General features: G+C 67.7%; 16 protein-coding genes and 1 tRNA gene. 4 read left to right on the top strand and 13 right to left on the bottom strand.

Annotated elements, in window-relative coordinates; genetic code table 11:
* Positions 1-157: 157 nt before the first annotated feature.
* From J2W22_RS11600 to J2W22_RS11590, 3 genes are all read right to left on the bottom strand, one after another.
* The gene (locus J2W22_RS11600) at positions 158-1,477 is read right to left on the bottom strand and encodes an Nramp family divalent metal transporter (RefSeq protein ID WP_307118413.1); all 1,320 of its coding nucleotides are present in this window, start codon (positions 1,475-1,477) and stop codon (positions 158-160) included.
* 585 nt (positions 1,478-2,062) lie between these two features.
* Positions 2,063-2,779 (bottom strand): siderophore-interacting protein, encoded by a 717-nt coding sequence (locus tag J2W22_RS11595; protein WP_307118412.1) that lies wholly within the window; start codon positions 2,777-2,779, stop codon positions 2,063-2,065.
* Between the two features lie 29 nt (positions 2,780-2,808).
* Entirely contained in the window at positions 2,809-3,516 is a 708-nt protein-coding gene (locus J2W22_RS11590) for an O-methyltransferase (protein ID WP_307118411.1), read from the bottom strand.
* A 160-nt stretch (positions 3,517-3,676) separates the two neighbouring features.
* Between J2W22_RS11590 and J2W22_RS11585 the strand changes: the two genes are divergently transcribed.
* From J2W22_RS11585 to J2W22_RS11575, 3 genes are all read left to right on the top strand, one after another.
* Positions 3,677-4,450, top strand: coding sequence for an AraC family transcriptional regulator (locus J2W22_RS11585; RefSeq protein ID WP_307118410.1), 774 nt, complete (start codon positions 3,677-3,679; stop codon positions 4,448-4,450).
* Positions 4,451-4,557: 107 nt separating this feature from the next.
* Positions 4,558-4,926, top strand: a complete 369-nt coding sequence (locus J2W22_RS11580) for a YbaN family protein (RefSeq protein WP_307118409.1) — start codon at positions 4,558-4,560, stop codon at positions 4,924-4,926.
* Positions 4,927-4,971: 45 nt separating this feature from the next.
* Positions 4,972-5,047: transfer RNA gene (locus J2W22_RS11575), tRNA-Thr, on the top strand.
* A 1-nt stretch (position 5,048) separates the two neighbouring features.
* Here the strand turns inward: J2W22_RS11575 and J2W22_RS11570 are convergent.
* The 7 genes from J2W22_RS11570 to J2W22_RS11540 all read right to left on the bottom strand — a co-directional run bounded on the left by J2W22_RS11570 (position 5,049) and on the right by J2W22_RS11540 (position 13,383).
* A complete protein-coding gene (locus J2W22_RS11570) occupies positions 5,049-5,732 on the bottom strand; it encodes a response regulator (protein WP_183994318.1) in 684 nt (227 codons plus the stop codon).
* The gene (locus J2W22_RS11565; RefSeq protein ID WP_307118408.1) at positions 5,725-8,391 is read right to left on the bottom strand and encodes a sensor histidine kinase; all 2,667 of its coding nucleotides are present in this window, start codon (positions 8,389-8,391) and stop codon (positions 5,725-5,727) included. The genes J2W22_RS11570 and J2W22_RS11565 overlap by 8 nt, the downstream gene beginning before the upstream one ends.
* Complete coding sequence (gene kdpC, locus J2W22_RS11560; protein WP_307118407.1) at positions 8,388-8,987, bottom strand: potassium-transporting ATPase subunit KdpC; 600 nt, start codon at positions 8,985-8,987, stop codon at positions 8,388-8,390. Before kdpC ends, J2W22_RS11565 begins: the two co-directional genes overlap by 4 nt.
* A gap of 121 nt (positions 8,988-9,108) precedes the next feature.
* Positions 9,109-11,106 (bottom strand): potassium-transporting ATPase subunit KdpB, encoded by a 1,998-nt coding sequence (gene kdpB / locus J2W22_RS11555; protein WP_307118406.1) that lies wholly within the window; start codon positions 11,104-11,106, stop codon positions 9,109-9,111.
* Positions 11,107-11,132: 26 nt separating this feature from the next.
* Positions 11,133-12,833: a potassium-transporting ATPase subunit KdpA gene (gene kdpA / locus J2W22_RS11550; protein ID WP_307118405.1), complete on the bottom strand. Its 1,701-nt coding sequence runs from the start codon at positions 12,831-12,833 to the stop codon at positions 11,133-11,135.
* A gap of 12 nt (positions 12,834-12,845) precedes the next feature.
* The gene (locus J2W22_RS11545) at positions 12,846-12,935 is read right to left on the bottom strand and encodes a potassium-transporting ATPase subunit F (RefSeq protein WP_183994309.1); all 90 of its coding nucleotides are present in this window, start codon (positions 12,933-12,935) and stop codon (positions 12,846-12,848) included.
* 106 nt (positions 12,936-13,041) lie between these two features.
* Positions 13,042-13,383 carry a hypothetical protein gene (locus J2W22_RS11540; RefSeq protein WP_307118404.1) on the bottom strand — a complete coding sequence of 114 codons (342 nt, stop codon included), beginning with the start codon at positions 13,381-13,383 and terminating at the stop codon, positions 13,042-13,044.
* A gap of 174 nt (positions 13,384-13,557) precedes the next feature.
* On the opposite strand from J2W22_RS11540, the gene J2W22_RS11535 reads away from it, so the two are divergent.
* Positions 13,558-15,444 (top strand): potassium transporter Kup, encoded by a 1,887-nt coding sequence (locus J2W22_RS11535; protein ID WP_307118403.1) that lies wholly within the window; start codon positions 13,558-13,560, stop codon positions 15,442-15,444.
* 130 nt (positions 15,445-15,574) lie between these two features.
* Here the strand turns inward: J2W22_RS11535 and J2W22_RS11530 are convergent, their stop codons facing one another.
* The 3 genes from J2W22_RS11530 to J2W22_RS11520 all read right to left on the bottom strand — a co-directional run bounded on the left by J2W22_RS11530 (position 15,575) and on the right by J2W22_RS11520 (position 22,175).
* Positions 15,575-18,901 carry a TonB-dependent receptor domain-containing protein gene (locus J2W22_RS11530; RefSeq protein ID WP_307118402.1) on the bottom strand — a complete coding sequence of 1,109 codons (3,327 nt, stop codon included), beginning with the start codon at positions 18,899-18,901 and terminating at the stop codon, positions 15,575-15,577.
* Positions 18,902-19,397: 496 nt separating this feature from the next.
* Positions 19,398-20,432, bottom strand: a complete 1,035-nt coding sequence (locus J2W22_RS11525) for a LacI family DNA-binding transcriptional regulator (RefSeq protein ID WP_307118401.1) — start codon at positions 20,430-20,432, stop codon at positions 19,398-19,400.
* Between the two features lie 183 nt (positions 20,433-20,615).
* A complete protein-coding gene (locus tag J2W22_RS11520; protein WP_307118400.1) occupies positions 20,616-22,175 on the bottom strand; it encodes a carboxylesterase/lipase family protein in 1,560 nt (519 codons plus the stop codon).
* Between the last annotated feature and the right edge of the window lie 17 nt (positions 22,176-22,192).

Here is a 22,192-nt window from a genome sequence, read left to right as displayed (position 1 = left end):
CGGGAGAGGGACGGCGAGCCCGGCGAAAGCCGGGGGAGCCTGGGTGAGGGTGAGTAAGGGAGGCAAGCACGTCGCTCGCGGCCCGCTCACACCCTCACCCTTCCGCCGCTGCGCGGCTCCCTCCCTCTCCCGCGAAAGCGGGAGAGGGAAAAATCGACTACCCAACCCACCGCCAGATCAGCCAGACATTCGCCCCCGCGATCAGCCCGAACAGCGCCCAGGCGACCAGCTTCACCGCCAGCCCGTTGGCATACACCCCCATCACCCCGCGATCGCTGGTGAAGCGGATCAGCGGCCAGATCGCGAAGGGCAGTTGCAGCGACAGCACCACCTGGGTCAGCACCAGCAGCCTGCCCACCCCGTCCTCGCCCATCCAGACCACCCCGATCAGCGCCGGGATCAGCGCCAGCCCGCGGGTGATCACCCGGCGCAGCCAGCAGGGGATGCTGAGGTTGAGGAACCCCTCCAGGATCACCTGCCCGGCGATCGTGCCGGTGAAGGTAGCGCTCTGCCCCGATGCGAACAGCGCGATGCCGAACAGCAAGGCGGCCGCCGCCGCCCCGGTCAGCGGCTCGAGCAGCCGGTACGCGTCGTCGATCTCCGCCACGCCGGTATAGCCATTGCTGTGGAAGGTCGCCGCCGCCAGCGTCAGGATCGCGCAGTTGACCAGGGTCGCCAGGAACAGCGCCACCACGATGTCGATCGTCGCGAAGCGCAGCGCCTCGCGCGTCGCCGGCTCGCCGCCCGCGGTCACCCGGGTCTGCACCACCGAGCTGTGCAGATAGAGATTGTGCGGCATCACCGTCGCGCCGAGGATGCCCACCGCGAGATAGAGCGCATGCGGGTCCTGGAAGATGTGCAGCTTCGGCATCGCCCCGTGCAGCAGCCCCTCGGCGCTCGGCCCGACGATCGTCAGCTGCACCGCGAAGCAGATCGCAATCGTCGAGATCAGCCCCAGCACGATCGCCTCGAGCTGGCGGAAGCCCTGCCCCTTCAGCCCGAGCACGATCAGCGTGTCGAGCCCGGTGAGCAGCACGCCCAGCCAGAGCGGCACCCCGAGCAGCAGGTTGAAGGCGAGCGCCGATCCCAGCACCTCGGCGACATCGGTGGCGATGATCGCCAGCTCGGCGAGCAGCCAGAGCGTGCGCGTGGTCCCCACGCTGTAGCGGTCGCGCGCCATCTGGGCGAGGTCGCGCCGCGCCACCAGCCCCAGCCGCATCGCCAGCCATTGCAGCAGCATCGCCGCCACGCCGCAGAACAGCACGACGAACAGCAGGTCGTAGCCGTAGCGCGAGCCCGCCTCGATATCGGTCGCCCAGTTGCCCGGGTCCATATAGCCGACCGCGACGAGCAGCCCCGGCCCCGCCGACCGCAACAGCCGCCGCCAGCCCGGCATGCCCGCCGGCACCGCGACGCTCCCCTGCACTTCGGCCGGACAGAAAGGGGCGGTCGCGATGCGGGGAAGCGAAATGCGCATGCCGCTCCCTAACGTCCCGAGAGCCGCACAGGCAACGCTACCAAGGGATGAGAAATCTCCCTCTCCCTCCTCCTTTCTCCCTCTCCCCTCCGGGGAGAGGGCCGGGGAGAGGGGAAGTGTGTCTCAATCCGAAAGCGAAGGGGACAGCGGCAAAGTCACGCCCCTCTCCCCAACCAAACATCGCGCCTATCCCGCTGGAACAAGGTTTCTGACCGTCATCCCCGCGAAGGCGGGGATCCAGAGCCACGAAGGACATCGCTCTGCCACTCTGGATCCCCGCCTTCGCGGGGATGACGATCTATTTGCTTCAAAGGGACACGTGCCAGCCATCATCAGGTAAACAGCGTTCCGCGCTGCTTAGGTCGTGCGGGCGTGACCGACTGATGATCCCCTGAAGGAGAGAGGGAGAAAAACCCAACCCACCCCAAACCAACGTACAATACCCCCCACCCCTCAATCGGCGCATACCAACCTCGCAAGGTCACGATGCCAACTCAGCCCCCTCGGCATCGGGGCCTTGCCAAAGGCTTCCCCCCCCCGGAAGCTGCGGGAGCGCCCTCCCCCCTCCGGCGCTCCCGCATCCTTTCAGTCCGGACCCGTCTTGCCCGGCGCCCAATAGGCCTTGGTCGCGATCCGGCTGCCCGGCACGCCCAGCCGCTTGAGTTCCCGCCGCAGCTGCTGGATCGTCCCCGCCTTGCCGGTCAGCACGAACGAAGCGCCCGCGGCCGCCAGCCCGTCCAGCCGGTCGAGCATCTCGTCGAGATGCGCCTCCCCCGGCACCCGGCCGAACAGCGCCACCCGGTCCAGGCCCAGCTGCTCGGATGCCAGGCAGCTGCTCTCGGCGTCGCCCACCTCGAAATAGCCCGCCACGCTGCGGCTGCGGTCCTGATAGGCCAGCGCATGGGCGAGCCCGATCGAGGTCTCGTCGCCGAACACCGCCAGCGGCCCGGCCATCCGGCTCGCGTCGAGCGAGGATCGCGGGCCGAAGATGTCGCAGACGTCGCCCGGCGCCACGTCGCGCACCCAGGCGCTGCCCGGCCCGTCGCCATGGACATAGCCCAGGATGCAGGCGCGCCCGGTCAGCGGGTTCCACTCGATCGGCGTATAGGTGCGCGCGGTGAACGCCGATCCCATCGCGATCTGGATCTTCTGCCCCGGCGTCCAGCCCACGCCCTCCAGCGCCGGCCCTTCCAGCGTGATCAGCCGGAAGGGCCCGGCCAGCTGCTCGACCGCGCTCACCGTCGCACGCTTCATCAGCAGCCGGATCAGCGCCTGGCTGATCGGTCCGGGCGCTCTCGCCACGGGTCGTTCGGGGGATTGCATTGCCAGCATCACTTGGTCCTCACGCTGAATTCATTGCCGCGCCCCTCGTCGATCGCGAGCGTGCGCGAGCGATAGCCATTGGCGGGATCGCGGACATAAGCCTGGTATTCGGGGTCGAAGGCGTTCTCGCCGAGCACCACCGCGCCGGGGCGCAGATGCGGCTCGAGCAGCTTGAGCACCGGCAGATAGAGCGAGAAGGCACCGTCGAGCAGCAGCAGGTCGATCGGCCCACCCAGCGCGGTGCGAACATCCGCGAGTGTTTCGCGCGCATCGCCCTCGCGTATCTCGACCAGGTCGGAGAGGCCCGCGGCTTCCAGATGCCCGCGCGCTCTGGACACCTTGCTTGGTTCCAGCTCGCTGCCGATCAGCCTGCCGCCGCCATTGTCCCGCAGCGCCGCCGCCAGATAGACGGTCGAGACCCCCATCGAAGTGCCGAACTCGACGATCCGGACGGCATTGCTTGCACGCGCCATCGCGTAGAGGAATTCGCCATAACCGGGGGTGACCGACAGGAAGTGCCCGGCATAGCCCTGATAGACCGGGCGGAGGCCCGCCCTCTCCTCGACTAGCAGCGTTTCGGCCCATCGCTCCGCGGTCTGGCCCGATGCCTCGATCTCGGCCATCACCTGCTCGAAATGGGCGTGATCGGCCGCGTGCGCCTCGCGGTGCAGCCGTTCGAGCAGCTGCGCGACAATATCCGTGTCCAATGTGTCCATTGATGCGGCCCTTCCCGGCTCGACTGTTCCGGAAAGAGCTGATAATGGCTCGCAACAACGGCGTCATTGCGAAGCCTGGACAGAATATTATTCAATCCCGCCAATCGGACGGACCTGGCCGATGCCCATCCTGACTAAACATAGCAAAGATTCGGAGTGGGTGGATCCGGACGAAGTGCCCCGCCCGGTGGTCACCTATGGCTTCATCACCGACGATTTCGACAGCATCGAGCTCGACCTGCATCGCCATGCCAAGGGCCAGATCATCCTCGCCCAACGGGGGGCGCTCAGCTGCGAGGTCGAGGGCGGCCTGTGGATCGTCCCGCCCCGCAGCGCCCTGTGGATCCCCGGCGGCGCCCTCCATTCGGTCAAGGCGACCGGGGTGCTGGAGGGCTACAACGCCTTTGTCGGGCCGGACGTCGAGGCGGGCCTGCCCCAGGCCTGCTGCGCCCTCTCGGTCACGCCGCTGCTGCGCGAGCTGCTCACCCGCGCCGCCGCGCTGCCGGTGCTCTACGAGGAGACCGGCGCCAATGCCCGGCTGGTCGCGGTCCTGCTCGACGAGATCGCCTCGGCCGGGATCGAGGATCTCCATCTCCCCATGCCTGCCGACGCCCGGCTGCGCCGGGTGGTCGATCTGCTGATGGACGCCCCCGCCGACCGCGGCACGCTCGACGTCTGGGCCCGCCGCGCCGGCCTCAGCGAGCGCACTTTGGCCCGCCTCATCCACCGCGAGACCGGCATGAGCTTCGGCCGCTGGCGCCAGCAGCTGGCGGTGATGCTCGCGGTCAAATGGCTGGCCGGCGGCGCCTCGATCCAGCAGGTCGCGGGCGACCTCGGCTATGAGAGCGTCCCCAGCTTCGTCACCATGTTCCGCAAGGCGCTGGGCACCTCGCCCAGCCGCTACATGGCCGAGCGTCATGCCAGCCGGCATTGATCCGCGCATGCGCCGCTGGCACAGTCGCGCCACCAAGGAGATCCCCGTGACCGCCTCCCTTCAGGCCCGCCGCCATCCCGCCTGAGCCGCGCCTCGGTCACCGCGCCATGCGCCTGTTCTGGGTGCTGCTGGGGTTCTTCTTCGTCGCGCTCGGCGTGATCGGGGCGCTGCTGCCGGTCATGCCGACCACCATCTTCCTGATCCTCGCCGCCGGCTGCTTCGCTCGCGGCTCGGCCCGGCTCGAGGCCTGGCTGCTCGATCATCCCAGAGTCGGCCCGCCGATCCGCCAGTGGCGCGAGCAGGGCGCGATCCCGCGCAAGGGCAAGATCGCCGCCTGTGCCGGCATCGCGTTCGGCTATGCCGTCTTCTGGGTGACGGTGCGCCCGCATCTCGCCCTCGCGCTCGGCGTGGCGGCGGCGATGGCCGCCTCGGCGCTGTGGATCGTCACCCGCCCCGCACCGATCGGCCCTGCTTAGTTCGGCCTTGACCGCTCGGCCCAAGCCGATCAAGGGCGGGGCCGTGCCGGTTTAGCTCAGCTGGTAGAGCAGCGGTTTTGTAAACCGAAGGTCGCGGGTTCGATTCCTGCAACCGGCACCATTCACGCCATCAGGCGGTAGCCCACCCCCGGCTCGTTGCGGATCGCCGAGGGCATGGCAGGATCGTCCTCCAGCTTGCGCCGCACGCCCCGCGCCGCCACCCGCAGATACTCGACGTCGCGCTCATGCCCCGGCCCCCAGACGGTGCGGAGCAACTGGCTGTGCGTCACCACCTTGCCCGGATGCTTGGCCAGCTCGGCGAGGAAGCCGAACTCCTTGGGGGTCAGGTGGACTTCCTCCCCGCCCTTGCGCACCAGCCGCGCGCCCAGGTCGATCTCGATCGCGCCGATCCGTACCACCGGCATCTCGGCCTCGGCGGACAGGCGGTGGCGCAGCGCGGTGCGGATGCGGGCGAGCACCTCCTCGGTGTCGAAGGGCTTGGTGACATAGTCGTCCGCCCCCAGGTCGAGCGCGGTCACCTTCTGCTCGGTCGCGTCGCGAGCGGAGACGACCAGCACCGATGCCCCCGCCGCCTTGAGCAGGGGCACCAGCTCCAGCCCGTCGCGGTCGGGCAGTCCCAGGTCGAGCAGCACCGCCTCGGGCTTGTCGATCTGCACCGCGGTCAGGGCGTCGCGCGCGCTGCCGGCCTCGACCACCCGGTAGCCGACCCGGGTCAGTCCTGCGCTCAGCAGCCGCCGGATCGCCGGCTCGTCGTCGACGACGAGGATCTTGGCCTGGTTACTCATCGCTGGCACTCATCTTGCGCAACAGCGCCTCCGGAAACCGTATCGTGAAAATCGCCCCCGCCGGCTCATTGCGGTTCGCGGCCGAGACGCTCAGCCCCATCGCCTCGGCGAAACCCTTGACGATGGCGAGCCCCAGCCCGGTGCCGCCCTTGCGGTCCGACCCCTCGATCCGGGTGAAGGTCTCGAAGATCCGCGTCTCGTCGCCCGGCGGCAGGCCGGGGCCCTCGTCCATCACGCTCAGCGTCATGCTGCCCGGCTGGCGCCGCGCGGCGATGGTGATCGGCGAGCCGGGATCGCCATATTTCCCCGCATTCTCAATGAGGTTGATCAGGCAATGATGGAACAGCTGCGGGTCGACCGAGACGAAGGGAAGCTCGGGCGAGACGTCGAGCTGCACCGGATGATCCTCCAGCACCCGCCGCAGGTCGTGCACCGCCGCTGCGACCGCCTCGGCCAGGTCGACGGGCTCGATCGACTGGTGCAGCGCCCCTGCCTCGATCCGCACCATGTCGAGCAAATTGGCGACGAAGCGGTTGAGCCGCTCCGCCTCGGCCCGGGCAGCGGCGAGTTGTTCCCCCTGCCCCTCGCCCACCGGCTGCATCTCGCCGAGCATGCCCAGGATCGTGGTCAGCGGCGTGCGCAGGTCGTGGCTCACCGAGGAGAGCAGGGCCGCGCGCAGCCGGTCGCGCTCCTTGAGCTGGGTGACCGTCGCCATCTCGCTCTCCAGCGCGATCCGCTCGAAGGCGAGCGCGGCCTGGTCGAGCAGGCTGAGCAGCAGCGGCAGCTGGTCCGATCGCAGCGGATTGCCCGCATCGATCCGCGCCACGCCGAACACGCCGAGCGCGCGCCCGCCGGCGGCAAGCGGATGGAACAGCCATTCCGAGGCGGTGAGCGTGTCCGATCCGCGCCCGGCCGGGCTGTTATGGTCGAACGCCCATTGCGCCGCCGCCTGCTCGATCATCTCCAGCCGGTCCTCAGGCGGATAGGCGGCGCTCAGCGCCAGCTGGCTCCGCTCGGGGAGCAGCAGCACCGTGCTGACGTCTAGCAGCCGCGCCACCTCGGCGCACAGGGTCTGCCCGAGATCCTCCTGCGTGCTCACCCCGGTGAGCAGCCGGGCGAAGCCGGCGAGCGTGGAGTTCTGCGCGGCGCTGCGCTGGGCCAGTTCCGCCTGCGCCCGCACCCGCGCGGCGAGCTGGCTGGAGACCACCGCCACCCCCATCAGCACCAGCACGGTGATGATGTTCTGCGGGTCCTGGATGGTGAAGGTGTGGGTCGGCGGGATGAAGAAGAAGTTGTAGGCGAGCGACGAGATCAGCCCGGTCACCACGCCCGCGCGCACGCCGTAGCGCGTCGCCGCGACCATCACCGGCAGCAGGTAGAGCAGCCCGATATTGGTGATGTTGCCCAGCGAGAAGATCGTCGCGCCGAGCAGGGTGACCGCCGCCACCAGCCCGAGCGACGCCGCATATTCGGTGGGCGAGCCCCATTGCCCGGCCGGCCGGCGATGCGCCGCGGCGGGCTTCGGCGCCTCCAGCATCGGCAGCACATGCACCGCGACGCCCGGCGTCCCGCGCACCAGCTGGTCGACCACCGATCCGTGGCGCAGCTCGAACCAGCGCGAGCGCGCCGACTTGCCGACGATCAGCTGGGTCGCCCGCGCCTCGATCGTGAAGCGCTTCAGCCCCTCGATCACCGATTCCGCCGGCACCGTCGCCACCTGCCCGCCGAGCTGGCTGGCGAGGTGGAGCGAGGCGGCGACCTGGGCATTCTCGGCGTCGCTCAGCCGAGCGGTACGCGGCGTCTCGATATGCACTGCGGTCCAGGGTGCGCGCAGCCCGTCGGCGATGCGCTTGGCGGCGCGGACCAGCTCGGCCGAGCCGGGCAGCTCGCTCACCGCCACCACCAGCCGCTCGCTCGCCGCCCAGGTGCCCGCCAGCGCGTGCGTCCGCAGATAGTCGAGCATCTGCGCATCGACTGCCTGGGCGGCGCGGCGCAAGGCCAGCTCGCGCAGCGCGGTCAGGTTCGACTTGGAGAAGAAATGCCCGAGCGCCCGGGTCGCTTCCTCGGGCACATAGACCTTGCCCTCGCGCAGCCGCTCGATCAGCTCGTCGGGCGGCAGGTCGACGATCTCGATATCCGCCGCCTCGAGCACCCGGTCCGGCACCGTCTCGCGCACCCGCACCTTGGTGAAGCTGGCGACGACGTCGTTCAGGCTCTCGATATGCTGGATGTTGACCGTCGAATAGACGTCGATCCCCGCGGCGAGCAGTTCCTCGACATCCTGGTAGCGCTTGTCGTGCCGGCTGCCCGGCGCATTGGTGTGGGCGAGCTCGTCGACCAGCACCAGCTGCGGCGCCCGCGTCAGAATCGCGTCGATGTCCATCTCGGCGATGCTGCGGCCATGATAGTCGACCGGCCGGCGCGGCACGATCTCGAGGCCGTGGACCAGCGCCTCGGTCTCGGCGCGGCCATGCGTCTCGACTACGCCGATGACGACATCCACGCCCGCCTTGCGCCGCGCCGCGGCCTCGGTGAGCATCTCATAGGTCTTGCCCACCCCCGGCGCGGCGCCGAGGAACACCTTCAGACGGCCAACGCCCTCCTGCGCGGCGGCGCGCAGAAGGGCGTCGGGATCGGGTCGATTGTCTTCCGCGCTCACTCGGCAGCTTTTGCGCTCTGCGGCACCTGCTTGTCGAGGTCACGATTGAGCGCGAGCACATTGACGTGCGCCTCGCCGATGAAGCCGAGCAGCGGCTTCTCGACATGCGCCTCGGCGATGCGCCGCACCTTGTCCGCACGCACCCCGCGCGCCTCGGCGACGCGGTCCACCTGGAAAAAGGCCGCCTCGGGGCTGATGTCAGGGTCGAGCCCCGAGGCGGAGGTGGTCACCAGATCGGCGGGAACCGAACTTCCTGGTGTGTTGCGGAGGGCCGCGACGTCCTTGGCAACACGGTCGTGCAGCGCCTGGGAGGTCGGGCCGAGATTGGAGCCGGAGGATGCGGTGGGGTCGTTGCCGTCCGCGCCGGCGGCCGAAGGGCGGCCATGGAAATAGGTGGCACCGGCGAAGTTCTGGCCGAGCAGCTCGGAGCCGCGGACCTTGCCGTTCTCGACGATCAGGCTGCCGCCCGCCTGGTGCGGGAAGGCGACGCTGCCGATCCCGGTAAGCGCCGCCGGATAGGCGATGCCGAGCAGGGCGGCGAACAGGATCGTCAGGACGATCGCCGGACGAAGCGCAGTGGTGAGGTCTTTCAACATCTTGTTCTTCCTTCTTCCTCCCCCTCCCGCTTGCGGGAGGGGGTCGGGGGGAGCGCCTGTGACGAGAGGTGGGGACAGGCCCTCCCCCAACCCCTCCCGCAGGCGGGAGGGGAGTTCTCGGTCAGGCGAGGTGCAGCCCCGCCACGACCAGGTCGATCAGCTTGATCCCGACGAACGGAGCCAGCACGCCGCCCAGGCCGTAGATCGCGAGGTTGCGGGCGAGCAGCGGGCCGGCACCGATCGGGCGATACTTCACGCCCTTCAGCGCCAGCGGCACCAGCGCCGGGATGATCAGCGCGTTGAAGATGATCGCCGACAGGATTGCGCTCTGCGGGCTGGCCAGCTGCATCACGTTGAGCACCGCGAGCGACGGATAGAGCGCGATGAACATCGCCGGGATGATCGCGAAATACTTGGCGATGTCGTTGGCCACCGAGAAGGTGGTCAGCGCGCCGCGCGTCATCAGCAGCTGCTTGCCCAGGCCCACGATCTCGATGAGCTTGGTCGGATCGCTGTCGAGATCGACCATGTTGCCCGCCTCGCGCGCCGCCTGGGTGCCGGTGTTCATCGCCACGCCGACGTCGGACTGGGCGAGCGCCGGGGCGTCGTTGGTGCCGTCACCGCACATCGCGACCAGCCGGCCGCCCTGCTGTTCCTTGCGGATCAGCGCGAGCTTGTCCTCGGGCGTGGCTTCCGCGAGGAAGTCGTCCACCCCGGCCTCGGCGGCAATGGCAGCGGCGGTCAGCGGGTTGTCGCCGGTGATCATCACCGTGCGGATGCCCATCCGGCGAAGCTCACCGAACCGCTCGCGCACGCCGGCCTTCACCACGTCCTTGAGCGCGATCACGCCGAGCAGCCGGCCGTCTTCCGCCACCGCCAGCGGGGTCTGGCCCTGCCGCGCGATCTCCTCCGAGACCCGGCGCATGTCCGAAGCAACGGCAGTGTCGCCCAGCCCCGGATGAGCGCGCAGGATCGCATCGACCGCGCCCTTCTGGATCAGCGTCGATCCGATCCGCACGCCCGAGATGCGGGTCTGCGCAGTGAAGGCGATGATCTCCGCCGTCTTGGGCAGTTCGCGGATATCCACCGCATATTTGCCCTGGGCGAGCGTGACGACCGAGCGGCCCTCGGGCGTCTCGTCGGCCAGGCTGGCGAGCAGCGCGGCCCGCGCCAGCTCGTCGGTGGTGACGCCGCCCAGCAGACGGAAGTCGCTCGCGGCGCGGTCGCCGATCGTGATCGTGCCGGTCTTGTCGAGCAGCAGCACGTCGATGTCGCCCGCCGCCTCCACCGCACGGCCCGACTTGGCGAGCACGTTGAAGCGCACCAGCCGGTCCATGCCGGCAATGCCGATCGCCGAGAGCAGGGCCGCGATCGTGGTCGGGATCAGCGTGATGAGCAGCGCGGCGAGGATCGCCACCGGCACCTGGCCGCCGGCATAGGAAGCGAAGCCCGGGATGGTCGAGACGGCGATCAGGAAGATGATCGTCAGGCCGACGAGCAGGATCGTCAGCGCGATCTCATTCGGGGTCTTCTGGCGCTCGGCGCCTTCGACCAGTGCGATCATCCGGTCGAGGAAGCCCTGGCCCGGCTCCTGGGTGATGCGGACCTTGATCCGGTCCGAGATCACGCGGGTGCCCGCGGTCACCGCCGAGCGGTCGCCGCCCGCCTCGCGGATCACCGGCGCGCTTTCGCCGGTGATCGCGCTTTCGTTGACCGAGGCGACGCCTTCGATCACCTCGCCGTCGGCCGGGATCAGGTCGCCGGTCTCGACCAGCACCGTGTCGCCCTTCTTGAGCTGCGAGGCCGGGACGGTCTTGCCGTTCGGGAGCCGCGCGGTCAGCTCGGACTTGGTGGCGCGCAGCGAGGCGGCCTGGGCGCGGCCCCTGCCCTCCGCCAGCGCCTCGGCGAAGGTGCCGAAGAGGACGGTCAGCCACAGCCACACGATCAGCTGGATCTGGAAGGCCATGGAGAGGTTGGTGCCGCCGATGAACAGCAGCACGGTGAGCAGGAGGGCGACCACCGCGGTGGTGAAGAGCACGGGGTTCTTCACCAGCTGGCGCGGGTCGAGCTTCTTGAACGCGTCGCCGATGGCCGGGCCGATCAGGGACGGTTTGAACATGGTTGCGGTCGTCATGGAATTGGACCTCAGAAGAGCTGGCCGTGGATCATCGCGAGATGATCGGCGATGGGACCGAGCGCGAGGCTGGGGAGGAACGTGAGTCCGCCCAGGACCAGGATGATGCCGATGAGCAGGCCGATCCAGAGCAGGCCGGTCGTCGGGAACGAGCCCGCGCTTTCCGGGTGCACCTTCTTCGCGGCCAGGCTGCCGGCGATGGCGAGCACGGGCACGATGATGAAGAAGCGGCCGATCCACATCGCGACGCCGAGCAGCCCATTGTAGAAGGGCGTGTTCGCGCTCAGGCCGGCGAAGGCGGAGCCGTTATTGGCCGTGGCGGAGGTGAAGGCGTAGAGGATCTCGCTGAAGCCGTGCGGGCCCTTGTTGAGCGGACCTGCAAGCCCCATCGGCAGCACCGAAGCGAGCGCGGTGAAACCCAGGATCATCAGCGGCAGCACCGCGATGGCCAGCACCGCGAGCTTCACTTCGCGGCTCTCGATCTTCTTGCCGACATATTCCGGCGTGCGGCCGACCATCAGGCCCGCGACGAACACCGCGAGGATGGCGAACAGCAGGAAGCCGTAGATGCCGGCACCCACGCCGCCGATCACGACTTCGCCCAGCTGCATGTTGAACAGCGGGATCAGGCCGCCCAGCGGGGTCAGGCTGTCGTGCATCGCATTGACCGCGCCGCACGATGCCGCCGTGGTCACCACGCTGAACAGCGCGCTGGCCGCGATGCCGAAGCGGACTTCCTTGCCCTCCATGCTGCCGCCGGCAAGGCCCAGCTGGTGGAGCATCGGAGTGCCCCCGGCTTCCTGCCAATAGGTGATGGCGGCGCCGCCGACGAACATCGCCAGCATCGCGGCGAGGATCACCCAGCCCTGGCGCGTGTTCCCCACGGCCTTGCCGAAGGTGTAGGTCAGCCCCGCGCCGATCGCGAGGATCGACAGCATCTGGACGAAGTTGGTCAGCGCGCTCGGGTTCTCGAACGGGTGCGCCGAATTGACGTTGAAGATGCCGCCGCCATTGGTGCCGAGCATCTTGATTGCTTCCTGCGAGGCGACCGGCCCGAGCAGGATCGTCTGCTTGGCGCCTTCCAGCGTGGTCGCATCGACCGAGCTCAGGAAGGTCTGCGGCACGCCGCTCGCGATGAAGTAGATCGCGTAGAGCAGGCAGGCCGGCAGCAACACGTAGAGCGTCACCCGGGTCATGTCGGCCCAGAAATTGCCGATGCCGTTCGCCTGCTTGCGCGAGAAGCCACGGAACAGCGCAAAGGCGATCGCGATGCCGGTGGCCGCCGACAGGAAGTTGTGGATCGTCAGGCCGAGCATCTGGCTCAGGATCGACAGCGTCTCGCCCGAATAGCTCTGCCAGTTGGTGTTGGTGGTGAAGCTCACCGCCGTGTTGAAGGCGAGGTCCGGCGACTGGCCGGCCAGCCCGCGCGGATTGAGCGGCAGCAGGTCCTGGAAGCGCAGGATGAAATAGGTGAAGGCGAAGGTCGCGACCTGGAAGGCCAGCATGTGCAGCGCGTAGCGGCGCCAGCCCTGCTCGGCATTGGGGTCGACGCCCGCGAGCTTGTAGAAGCCGCGCTCGACGGGGCCGAGCACGGTGTGGAGCGGCGTGCGCCGCCCCTCATAGATGGCGAACAGCCACAGCCCCACCGGCTTCGCGAGCGCGACGAGGATGAGCGTGAAGACGAGGATCAGCATCCAGCCTTGGACGGTCATGGAGATTTCCGATCAGAAGCGCTCGGGCCGGACGAGCACGGCCACGAGGTAGAGGAGCAGGCCCAAAGCGGTGAGCCCGGCGAGAATGAGCGGCAGCGGCATGGCGGTTCTCCTCAGGCCCGGTCGCAGAGGCGGACAAAGCCGAGGGTGAGCAGGACCAGCCCTGCCAGTGCCCCCAGCCAGATCAGGTCGTTCATGGTTTTCTTCCCTATTTCGAATGGGGTGCGTCGAAGCGCGATCTGTCGAAGCGCCCCTTGTCGAAGCGCCCTTTGTCAAAGCGAACGTGGCGGGGCGGCACCGGGATCAGGCGGAACAGGCCCGGCCCCTCGATCAGCAGCGCCCAGCCCAGCATCCAGGCCGCGACGGAGGAGACTGCCTCGCCGAACTCGGCGGGACTTGCGCTGTGCTGTGGCGGGCGATGCATCGAGACGACCAGCGCCCACACAGCGAGCGCGCAGGCGCCGAGCAGCAGCACGCCGCCCAGCCGGAGCCCGAGCTGGGCAGGCCAGCCCCCGGTTCCTTCCTCCAGATGACGCAACGACAAACCCACGGTGAAACTCCCACATTGTCGCGTGGCGATGTGGTCCGGGGGGGAGTTAAGGTTCCACGGGGAAGTTGGTACCCACCATAAAGATTCCATAAAATCGTTGGCTGGGGCCGGAACCTCTGGATACTAGGCGGGTTCGAGGGCGCCGAGGGCGGTGCCGGAAGTGAAAGCTACGCCTTGGACACCACACACACGGCCGAACCCGGCCATCAGGATCGGCTAGGCACCCTGGCGGTAGGCGCGATCGGCGTGGTGTTCGGCGATATCGGCACCTCGCCGCTCTATTCGCTCAAGGAAAGCTTCATCGGCCACCACCCGCTGGCGGTGGACCGGGCGCACATCTTCGGGGTGCTGTCGCTGGTCTTCTGGACGATGATGCTGGTGGTGACGGTCAAATATGTCTTCATCATCCTGCGCGCGGACAACAAGGGCGAAGGCGGCAGCCTCGCGCTGCTCGCGCTGATCCAGCGCAAGCTCGGCGAGACGCGCTGGACGCCGTGGATCGCCGCGCTGGGCGTGACCGCCACCGCGCTCTTCTATGGCGACGCGATCATCACGCCGGCGGTCTCGGTGCTGTCCGCCGTGGAGGGCCTCGCCACCGTCCAGAGCTCGCTGTCCGAGCTGGTGCTGCCGATCAGCATCGTCATCCTGATCGGCCTGTTCGCGATCCAGTCGCACGGCACCGCCCGGGTGGGGAAGCTGTTCGGCCCGGTGATGGTCTTCTATTTCCTGGTGATCGCGGTGCTCGGTGCGTTCGGCATCGCGAAGAACCCGGATATCCTCTGGGCGCTCAACCCCTGGTACGCGCTCAACTTCTTCCTGCTCGATCCGATGCTCGCCTTCCTCGCGCTCGGCTCGGTGGTGCTGGCGGTGACGGGTGCGGAGGCGCTCTATGCCGACATGGGCCATTTCGGCCGCAAGGCGATCATGGTCTCCTGGCTTTACATCGCCTTCCCCTGCCTGATGCTCAACTATCTCGGCCAGTCGGCGCTGCTGCTCAGCCACCCGGCATCGGTCCAGAACCCCTTCTTCCTGCTGGCGCCGGACTGGGCCCGACTCCCCCTCGTCATCCTCGCGACGATGGCGACGGTGATCGCGTCGCAGGCGGTGATCTCGGGCGCCTTTTCGGTCACGCAGCAAGCCGTCCAGCTCGGTTTCCTCCCCCGTCTGCGCATCCTCCACACCAGCGCGAAAGCCGCGGGCCAGATCTATGTCCCGCTGGCCAACTGGCTCCTGCTGGTCATGGTCATCCTGCTCGTCCTCGGCTTCCGCAGCTCGAGCAACCTCGCTGCGGCGTACGGCATCGCGGTGACCGGGACGATGTTCATCACTGCCTGCATGCTGGGCGTGCTGACCTTCGCGGTGTGGAAATGGCCGCCGGTGGTGGCCGGGCTGGTCACCGGCGGCTTCCTGCTGATCGACGGGCTCTATTTCGCCTCGAACGTCACCAAGATTCCCGATGGCGGCTGGTTCCCGCTGCTCGTCGCCGCGATCGCCTTCACCCTGCTCACCACCTGGGCGACCGGGCGCAAGCTGGTCCGCGCGCGGCTGCACGAAGGGGCGATGCCGATCCAGATATTCATCCAGTCCGCCGGCCATTCGGTGCAGCGCGTGCCTGGCACCGCGGTCTTCCTCGCCAGTACCGACGACATTCCCCCGGCCCTGCTCCACAACCTCAAGCACAACAAGGTGCTGCATGAGCGCGTGGTGATCCTAACCGTCGCGATCGAGCAGGTCCCGCACGTCGCGCCCGAAGCCCGCAACGACGTGACCCAGCTCGGTGCAGGCTTCTACCGGGTGGTCCTCCACTATGGCTTCATGGACGAAGTCGACATCCCCGCCGCCCTGCGCGGGCTGGGCGCCGAGGCGGGCGAGCCGTTCAAGCCGATGGAAACCAGCTATTTCCTCGCCCGCCAGACGCTGATCGCCTCGTCGCGCCCCGGCATGGCGATCTGGCGCGAGAAGCTGTTCGCCTGGATGGTCCGCAATGCGGAAAGCGCGATGGAGTTCTTCAAGCTGCCGACCAACCGCGTGGTCGAACTGGGCAGCCAGGTGGAGATCTAACCCCGTTGCCCGCACACAAAACGGCCGGCGCCTGGAGGCATGGCGCCGGCCAGTGAGCAACGGAGTGCCCATCCGGGGACCAGGAATGGAGCGGCGCCAGCCGGCACCGCCCCACGCCCTCCCCCGAAGGTCAGAAGGTCATGCGCAGCCCGGCGGTGATGATCCGCCCGGTGCTGGCATAGGTCTGCGAGACCGGGTTCGCCGCATACATGGTGCGATACTGCGGCGAGTTGGTCATGTTACGGCCCTCGACCGACAGCTTGGCGAAGTCGGTCACCGCATAGGACAGCGCGAAGTCGATGTTCAGCTGGTCCTCGTTATAGCCGAAGTCCGCGAACACCGGCGAGTTGCAGGGGCCCCCGCCGACGGTGGTGGTGCCCACCGAGCAGGTGCCGGTCGAGAGCGGGAAGCGGTTGACGTAGCGGGCGCGCCACGAACCCGAGACGCGGGCCGAGAACTTGCTGTCCTCGTAGTAGAGCGTCGCGTTGAACGCATCCGGCGAGGTGTTGAGGAACGGCCCCTCGGCATAGCTGTTCACCGCCGTGCCCGAGATCGTCTGGCTGGTGTTGAGCACCGTGCCAGTCAGATAGCTCAGGTTCGAGTCGATGTGCGTGTAGTTCGCCGTCACGCCGAAATGCTTGAGGAAGCCCGGCAGGAAGAAGAAGTCGGTCTGCAGATTGACTTCGATGCCCTTGATGTCGCCGCCCGGCGCATCCTTGAACTGGCGGATCGCCCAGGTGCCGCCCGCCATGGTGTAGTTGAGCAGCGCGGGATTGGTGATGAAGCCGAGCACCTGCTGATAGACTTCCGGCTCGAACACCGCGCCGAGCGGCGCCTCGAGCGCGACCTGCTGCGGGAAGCTGTCGATCTTCTTCTTGAACAGGTTCACCGCGATCAAGCCGTTATGCGCGAAATACTTCTCGACGCTCAGGTCGAGATTGGTCGCGCGGAACGGGTTGAGATAGGGGTTGCCCACCGTCAGCGACGGCGCCGTGCCATTGGCGTTCAGGCTGGTGGTAAAGGCCGTGGTACCCGGCGTCAGGCTGGAGAGCTGCGGCCGCGACATCACCTTCGACGCGGCGAAGCGGACAAGCAGGTCGTCCATCACCTCCCAGTTCGCGTTCATCGAGGGCAGCCAGTCCCAATATTCGTTCTTGGCGGTCACCGCCAGGCCGGCGACACCGTCCGCGCCGCCGACATTGCCCGCGCCCGAGACGCGGGTATTGGCGACGCGCAGGCCGACATTGCCGCGCAGCGGACGGCCGAGCAGGTTGACGTTGTAGTCGACCTGGAAGAAGCCCGACACGTCGTTCTCGGTCACGCCCGAGCGCTGGCGGCCATCGACCACCGCGCGGAAATCGCCCCATTTGTTCACGCAGTTGCAGTTGATGCCGAACTGGCTGATGAACTTGTTGATGTCCGGCGCATAATAGCTGGTCGGCGTGCCCTGGGTCACGTTCAGCCCCTGGCCGAAGCCGATCGTCTGGCCAAGATCGGTGATGTTGAGCTTCGCCTCCGCCAGCGTCGGGTTGATCGCCTCGATCGACTGGTTGCGGCGGCCCTGGTCGCCCTCATAGGCGAACTGCTTGGCCGTGCCGCCGAAGCGGATCGACATCTCGGGCAGCGCTTCATAGGTGAAGTTGACCCGCGCCACCTTGAACTCGTTGTCCACCGTGTTGGTGAAGTAGCGGATCGTCGACAGACCCTTGACCAGCGTCCAGTTGTTCGGGTTCGCCACGTCGAAGCCCGGGTTGAACACCGGCATCTTGCCGCCGTCGCGCTCGTCGAACGTATAGCCGTCGCGGTCGATCGCGTTGAACTCGGCGAGCAGGCCATAGGCGCGGAACTCGGACTTGGACCAGCCGCCGGTCGCATCGGCATAGAAGCCCGGCGCGAATTCCTGGTGGACGTTCAGCGTCACCTGCTTGAAGTCGGTGCGGCCGAACTGGGTGTCGGCGAAGCTGCGCCAGTCGACATCGTCGAGGACGAGATAATCGGCCTGGCCGGCGCCGTTGACATGCGCGGCACGGATCTTGGTGTTCGGGCGGCCGAGCAGCTCGTTGTAATAGCCGGTCTGGTTCGCCGTCGCGACATAGCCCGGCGAGGCCGGATTATTGTAGTAATCGAACGGGTTGAGGTTGTTCGGGTTGAGGCTGTTCAAATAGCCTGGCAGCGCCGCCTGGCCCACGCCATTGCCCGCCTGCTCGCCATTGCAGTCGATGATCGCGCTGGGCACGCAGTTCGCATAGAGCGCCACGCGGTCGGCATTGCCGTTGGTCGTGCCGATCGCCCGCAGGCCGGCGCTGCCCGTGCCGACCACGCGCGCATTGGTGCCGTTGCGGTTGAGGCCGATCGGGGTGATGCCGGTGTTGTTGCTGTTCTGGTCGTAGCGCGACCAGACGCCGTCCAGCGTGATCTCGGTGCCGGCGCTCGGCTTCCACTGCATCGTCGCGGTGGCGCCGATCCGCTCATAATCGAGATACTGGCGGCCGATCGAGGGCAGGCCCGGGATGATCGTGGTCGGCGTGACCAGCGCATAGGCGGCCGGGTCCGAGCCGAAGGTGGCGCCGGTGCCCTGGTTGCTCGGGCGGGCGAAGCCGAACACGTTCGGAGTCACGCCGGCGATCTGCGAGTTGCGATAGGTATATTCGAACACGCCGATATTGCGGCGATATGCGTCGATCTGCTGTTCCTGCTTCTGGTAGGCGCCGGAGACCAGGATGCCGAAATTGTCGGTCACGCGCACCGATGCCAGGCCGGTGAAGCGCGGGTTCCACTTCTTGCCGTTCTCGCGATACTCGGCCTCGGCGCCCACCGCGAAGCTGTTCTTCTTGTACGAGAGCGGCCGGCCGGTGGTCAGGTCGATGATCGCGCCGAGCGAGCCTTCGTCATTCTCGGCCGCGGTCGACTTGGTCACCTTGATGCCGCCGAACAGCTCCGAGGCGAAGGTGTTGAAGTCGAAGCCGCGCGAGCGGTTGGCGCCGGCGTCGGACTGGTTGCCGCCCGCGACGTTCTGCGCGTCGGCACCGTTCAGGCGCACCGCCTGGAAATCGCCGCCCAGGCCGCGCACGGTGATCGTGCGGCCCTCGCCATTGTCGCGGTCGATCGAGACGCCCGGCAGGCGCTGGATCGATTCCGCCAGGTTCGCGTCCGGGAAATCGGCGATGTCCTCGGCGGTGATCGCATCGACGATCTGGTTCGAGTTGCGCTTGATGTTGACCGAATTGGCCAGCGACGCGCGGAAACCGGTGACAACGATCGAATCGCCGCTCTCGGTCTGGTCCTGCGGCCGGGCCTGGGGATCGTCCTGGGCAGCGGCGGTGACCGCGGTGGTCGCCTCGGTGGTCTGCGCCCAGGCTGGTGCGGCCATCAGCAGCGCCATGCCGAGCGCGCCGAGCGCCGTCGTGCCACGGAGCGCGGAACGGCGCAGGGCCAGAGTGTCAGCGGTAGAAATCATCGATATCCTCCCCAAGGATCTTTCATCGACAAGCACTGGTCGATGCGCCCCGGGAAGCCTGGAATCAGGGTACGACACAGCATCGCGGAAAACGACCTCCGTCTCCCCGCAAGTTTCCAGCCATGTCGCGACTTGCCCCCTCCCACGCCCCTTTGTGCGAATCTTCTCGTCCGCTTGGGCGCAAGCGTATCAGTCACGCTTGTTCACCCTATTGATCACGCTACCATTCACCGATGTCAACCGGTGTCATTGAAGAAAATGTCACAATCGGGGGATTGCGGCATTTCAGCAACATCGGGGAAATGCCGGCGTGCAGCGCCCAAATCCAGCGAAGGCACGCCCTTCTACCTCCCCTCCCTGCAAGGGAGGGGTCGGGGGTGGGTTGCGAGCGCAGCGAGCCCAACGAGCCGTTGGCCGAAAACAGAAAAGGCCGGGCATCAAGCCCGACCTTTTCTAACCCACCCCTAGCCCCTCCCTTGCAGGGAGGGGAATGCAGCTACCCCTCGCGCGGCGGGGCGACCGAGGCACGGTGGATCAGCGTCGAGGGAAAGAGCGACGGCTCCTCCACCGCGCTGCCATCGTCACCGAAGAACTCGGCGAGCAGCTTGAGCGCCGCGGACCGCGCCATCGAGATGATCGGCCAGTGCACCGTGGTGAGCGGCGGCCAGATATGCGAGGCGATGGCAGTGTCGTCGAAGCCGACGATCGACAAATCCTCGGGCACGCTCATCCCGCGGCGGCGCGCGGCGTGGAGCGTGGCGGCGGCCATCTCGTCGTTCGACGCGAAGATCGCGGTGGGGCGCGGCGACAGGTCGAGCAGCCGGTCGGCAGCGGCAAGCCCGGTCTCGAACGTGTAGTTTCCGTCCGCGATCAGGCTGCGCGGCAGCTTGATCCCCGCCTCCTCCAGCGCGTTCTCGAAGCCCTTCCGGCGCTCGCGGGCGGAGCGGAACCCGTGCGGCCCCGCGATCAGGCCGATGCGGCGATGGCCGAGCGAGATCAGGTGGTTCACCGCCTCGGTCACCACGTCGCTGTCGTTCGACGCGACCATGTGCTCGGAGCTGTCCAGCGTCGCCGAACCCATCCGGACATAGCGGATGCCGAGTTCGCGGCAGAGCTCGGCCACCATCTCGTTCTCCGAGACCGGCGGCAGGAACATCACGCCATAGAGGCGCTGCCGCTCGAGAAAGTTGCGCACATCCTCGAGCATGGTCGAGCTGCCGCGATCGATCGGGCGGACGATCAGTTCGAACTCGGTGTCGCGCATCGCCTCGAGCATGCCGGCCTGCACGTTCATCACCATCTGGGCATTGGGATTGTCGTGGATCAGGCCGATCAGGAAGTTGCGGCGCAGCGCCAGCGCGCGCGCCTGGACATTGGGGACATAGCCCAGGTCGGCGATCACCTGCTCGACCTTGGCTCGTGTCTCGCCGTTGAGCAGCGGCGAGCGATTGATCACCCGGCTGACGGTCTTTTTCGAGACGCCCGCGATACGCGCGACGTCGTTGATCGTGGGCTTTCCGGTTCTCTCCATCTGCCAACCATAATGGCTCGTAGGACAAAGACAAACCTGCTTGCGTGCGCAGCAATCTGGTAACCGGTGTCATAATTCCCACCGAAGGCGGGGATCCAGAGTCGCGGGCGAGCCGGCAGAGAAACCCTGGATCCCCGCCTTAGCGGGGATGACGATGCATTCGCGGGGATGACGGTGGGCGCCTCAGCTCCCCGGCTGGATATACGGCACCCTGCCCCACAGCTCGCGCTCCCATTTGCGCGGATCGTTGGCCAGCCGGCTCGGCGCGTCGAACAGCATCGTCGCACGGTTGGGCAGCGTATAGGGCGCCCAGGCGGGCAGCCCCTTCGCCACCGGTCGTCCTGTCCGCGCCAATGCCGCGAAGGCGCCCATAACCTGCCCGCTCAGCTTCTGCGCTGCCGCCCCGGTGCCGGCATAGGATCCTGGCGCGTCGAGCGTGCCGAAGGCCAGCGCGATGTCCATCGTATGCGGTGCGCCGCGTTCGGGCTTGGTCGGCGACTGGTAATCGACCTGATAGACCCAGGTCGCCTTGGCCCCTGCAGCAGCCCGGGCATCCGCCTCAAGCCATTGCCCCGGCCAGCTCCGCCCGGCGGTGGTGGCGCGGTAGAAGAGCTGCTCGGGCGTGTCCGACGGGAAATGCGCGCGATACTGCCCCACCACCCATTCGGGCAGCAGGTCCATGCGCAGCTCCGGCGCCATCCGCGCGGCGACATTGTCCCAGGTCAGCCCCTTCACCTTCGCCGAACCCGGATCGATGAAGGCGCGTGTCTCGTCATGCGTGTTGCCGAGGATCATCGGGATCGACAGCGACTGCGGATTGGCGTCCGGCCAGAACGGGTGGCGGGTGAGCCACTTCATGTCGAGCACCGGCCCGAAATAGAGCCCCCCGCCAAGAATCGGATCGGTCGCGTCGAGCGCATCGACCAGCTTCTCGGTGGGCATGTCGAGCATCGGCTGGAGATTGTCCTCCCTCACCCCCAGCTTCGCCAGATAGGCCTGGGCGCGCTTGGTGGCGTTGATCGGACCCGAGGCGGTGACCTGCTGCCCGCTCATTGTCGCGGCGGAGTGGAACAGGCCCCTCGCCGCCGGCATGCCCATCAGCGTCGCGATCTTGGCGCCGCCACCCGACTGGCCGAAGACGAACACCCGCTTCGGATCGCCGCCGAACGCCGCGATATTGTCCCGCACCCATTGCAGCGCAAGGATCAGATCGAGCTGGCCGAGATTGCCGCTGTCCGCGAAGCGCGGGTCGAAACGGGCAAGGTAGAGATAGCCGAGCGCGTTCAGCCGGTGGTTCACCGTAACCACCACCACATCCTCGGCCGCCGCCAGCTTCGCGCCGTCGTTGAGCGGCACGGTGACGGTGCCGTTCGAATAGGCGCCGCCATGGATGTAGAGCATCACCGGACGTTTCGCCGCCGGATTGGCGCCGGGCGTCCAGACATTGAGGAACAGGCATTCCTCGGACTGGGTCTGGTCGCCCCTGCCCTGCGGACAGATCGGGCCATAGTCATGCGCGGGCACGCTTACGCCCGGCGTCGCAAAGGCCACCGGCGCGCGGAAGCGGGGCGCGTTGCCATAGCGGATGCCACGGAAGCGCAGCATGCCGCCGTCGAGTCGATCGCCCTCGAAGCGCCCTGCCCGCGTCTCGACCACCGCCTCACCCGATGCCGCGCGCGCGATCAGCGGCGCCGCCGCCAGCACCATGCCGCCCGCCACAATGCTACGCCGCGAAACCTGCATCTCTCTCTCCCGACCCA

The organism is Sphingomonas kyeonggiensis, from assembly GCF_030812785.1.
Taxonomy (GTDB): Bacteria; Pseudomonadota; Alphaproteobacteria; order Sphingomonadales; family Sphingomonadaceae; genus Sphingomonas; species Sphingomonas kyeonggiensis_B.
This window is presented reverse-complemented; position numbering and strand designations above follow the sequence as displayed.

What these genes read in the sequence shown, in the direction of transcription:
- J2W22_RS11600 (WP_307118413.1), bottom strand. Translation starts at nt 1,477, where the DNA reads ATGCGCATTTCGCTTCCCCGCATCGCGACCGCCCCTTTCTGTCCGGCC.
- J2W22_RS11590 (WP_307118411.1), bottom strand. Translation starts at nt 3,516, where the DNA reads ATGGACACATTGGACACGGATATTGTCGCGCAGCTGCTCGAACGGCTG.
- J2W22_RS11580 (WP_307118409.1), top strand. Translation starts at nt 4,558, where the DNA reads ATGCGCCTGTTCTGGGTGCTGCTGGGGTTCTTCTTCGTCGCGCTCGGC.
- J2W22_RS11570 (WP_183994318.1), bottom strand. Translation starts at nt 5,732, where the DNA reads ATGAGTAACCAGGCCAAGATCCTCGTCGTCGACGACGAGCCGGCGATC.
- kdpC (WP_307118407.1), bottom strand. Translation starts at nt 8,987, where the DNA reads ATGTTGAAAGACCTCACCACTGCGCTTCGTCCGGCGATCGTCCTGACG.
- kdpB (WP_307118406.1), bottom strand. Translation starts at nt 11,106, where the DNA reads ATGTTCAAACCGTCCCTGATCGGCCCGGCCATCGGCGACGCGTTCAAG.
- kdpA (WP_307118405.1), bottom strand. Translation starts at nt 12,833, where the DNA reads ATGACCGTCCAAGGCTGGATGCTGATCCTCGTCTTCACGCTCATCCTC.
- J2W22_RS11545 (WP_183994309.1), bottom strand. Translation starts at nt 12,935, where the DNA reads ATGCCGCTGCCGCTCATTCTCGCCGGGCTCACCGCTTTGGGCCTGCTC.
- J2W22_RS11530 (WP_307118402.1), bottom strand. Translation starts at nt 18,901, where the DNA reads ATGATTTCTACCGCTGACACTCTGGCCCTGCGCCGTTCCGCGCTCCGT.
- J2W22_RS11525 (WP_307118401.1), bottom strand. Translation starts at nt 20,432, where the DNA reads ATGGAGAGAACCGGAAAGCCCACGATCAACGACGTCGCGCGTATCGCG.
- J2W22_RS11520 (WP_307118400.1), bottom strand. Translation starts at nt 22,175, where the DNA reads ATGCAGGTTTCGCGGCGTAGCATTGTGGCGGGCGGCATGGTGCTGGCG.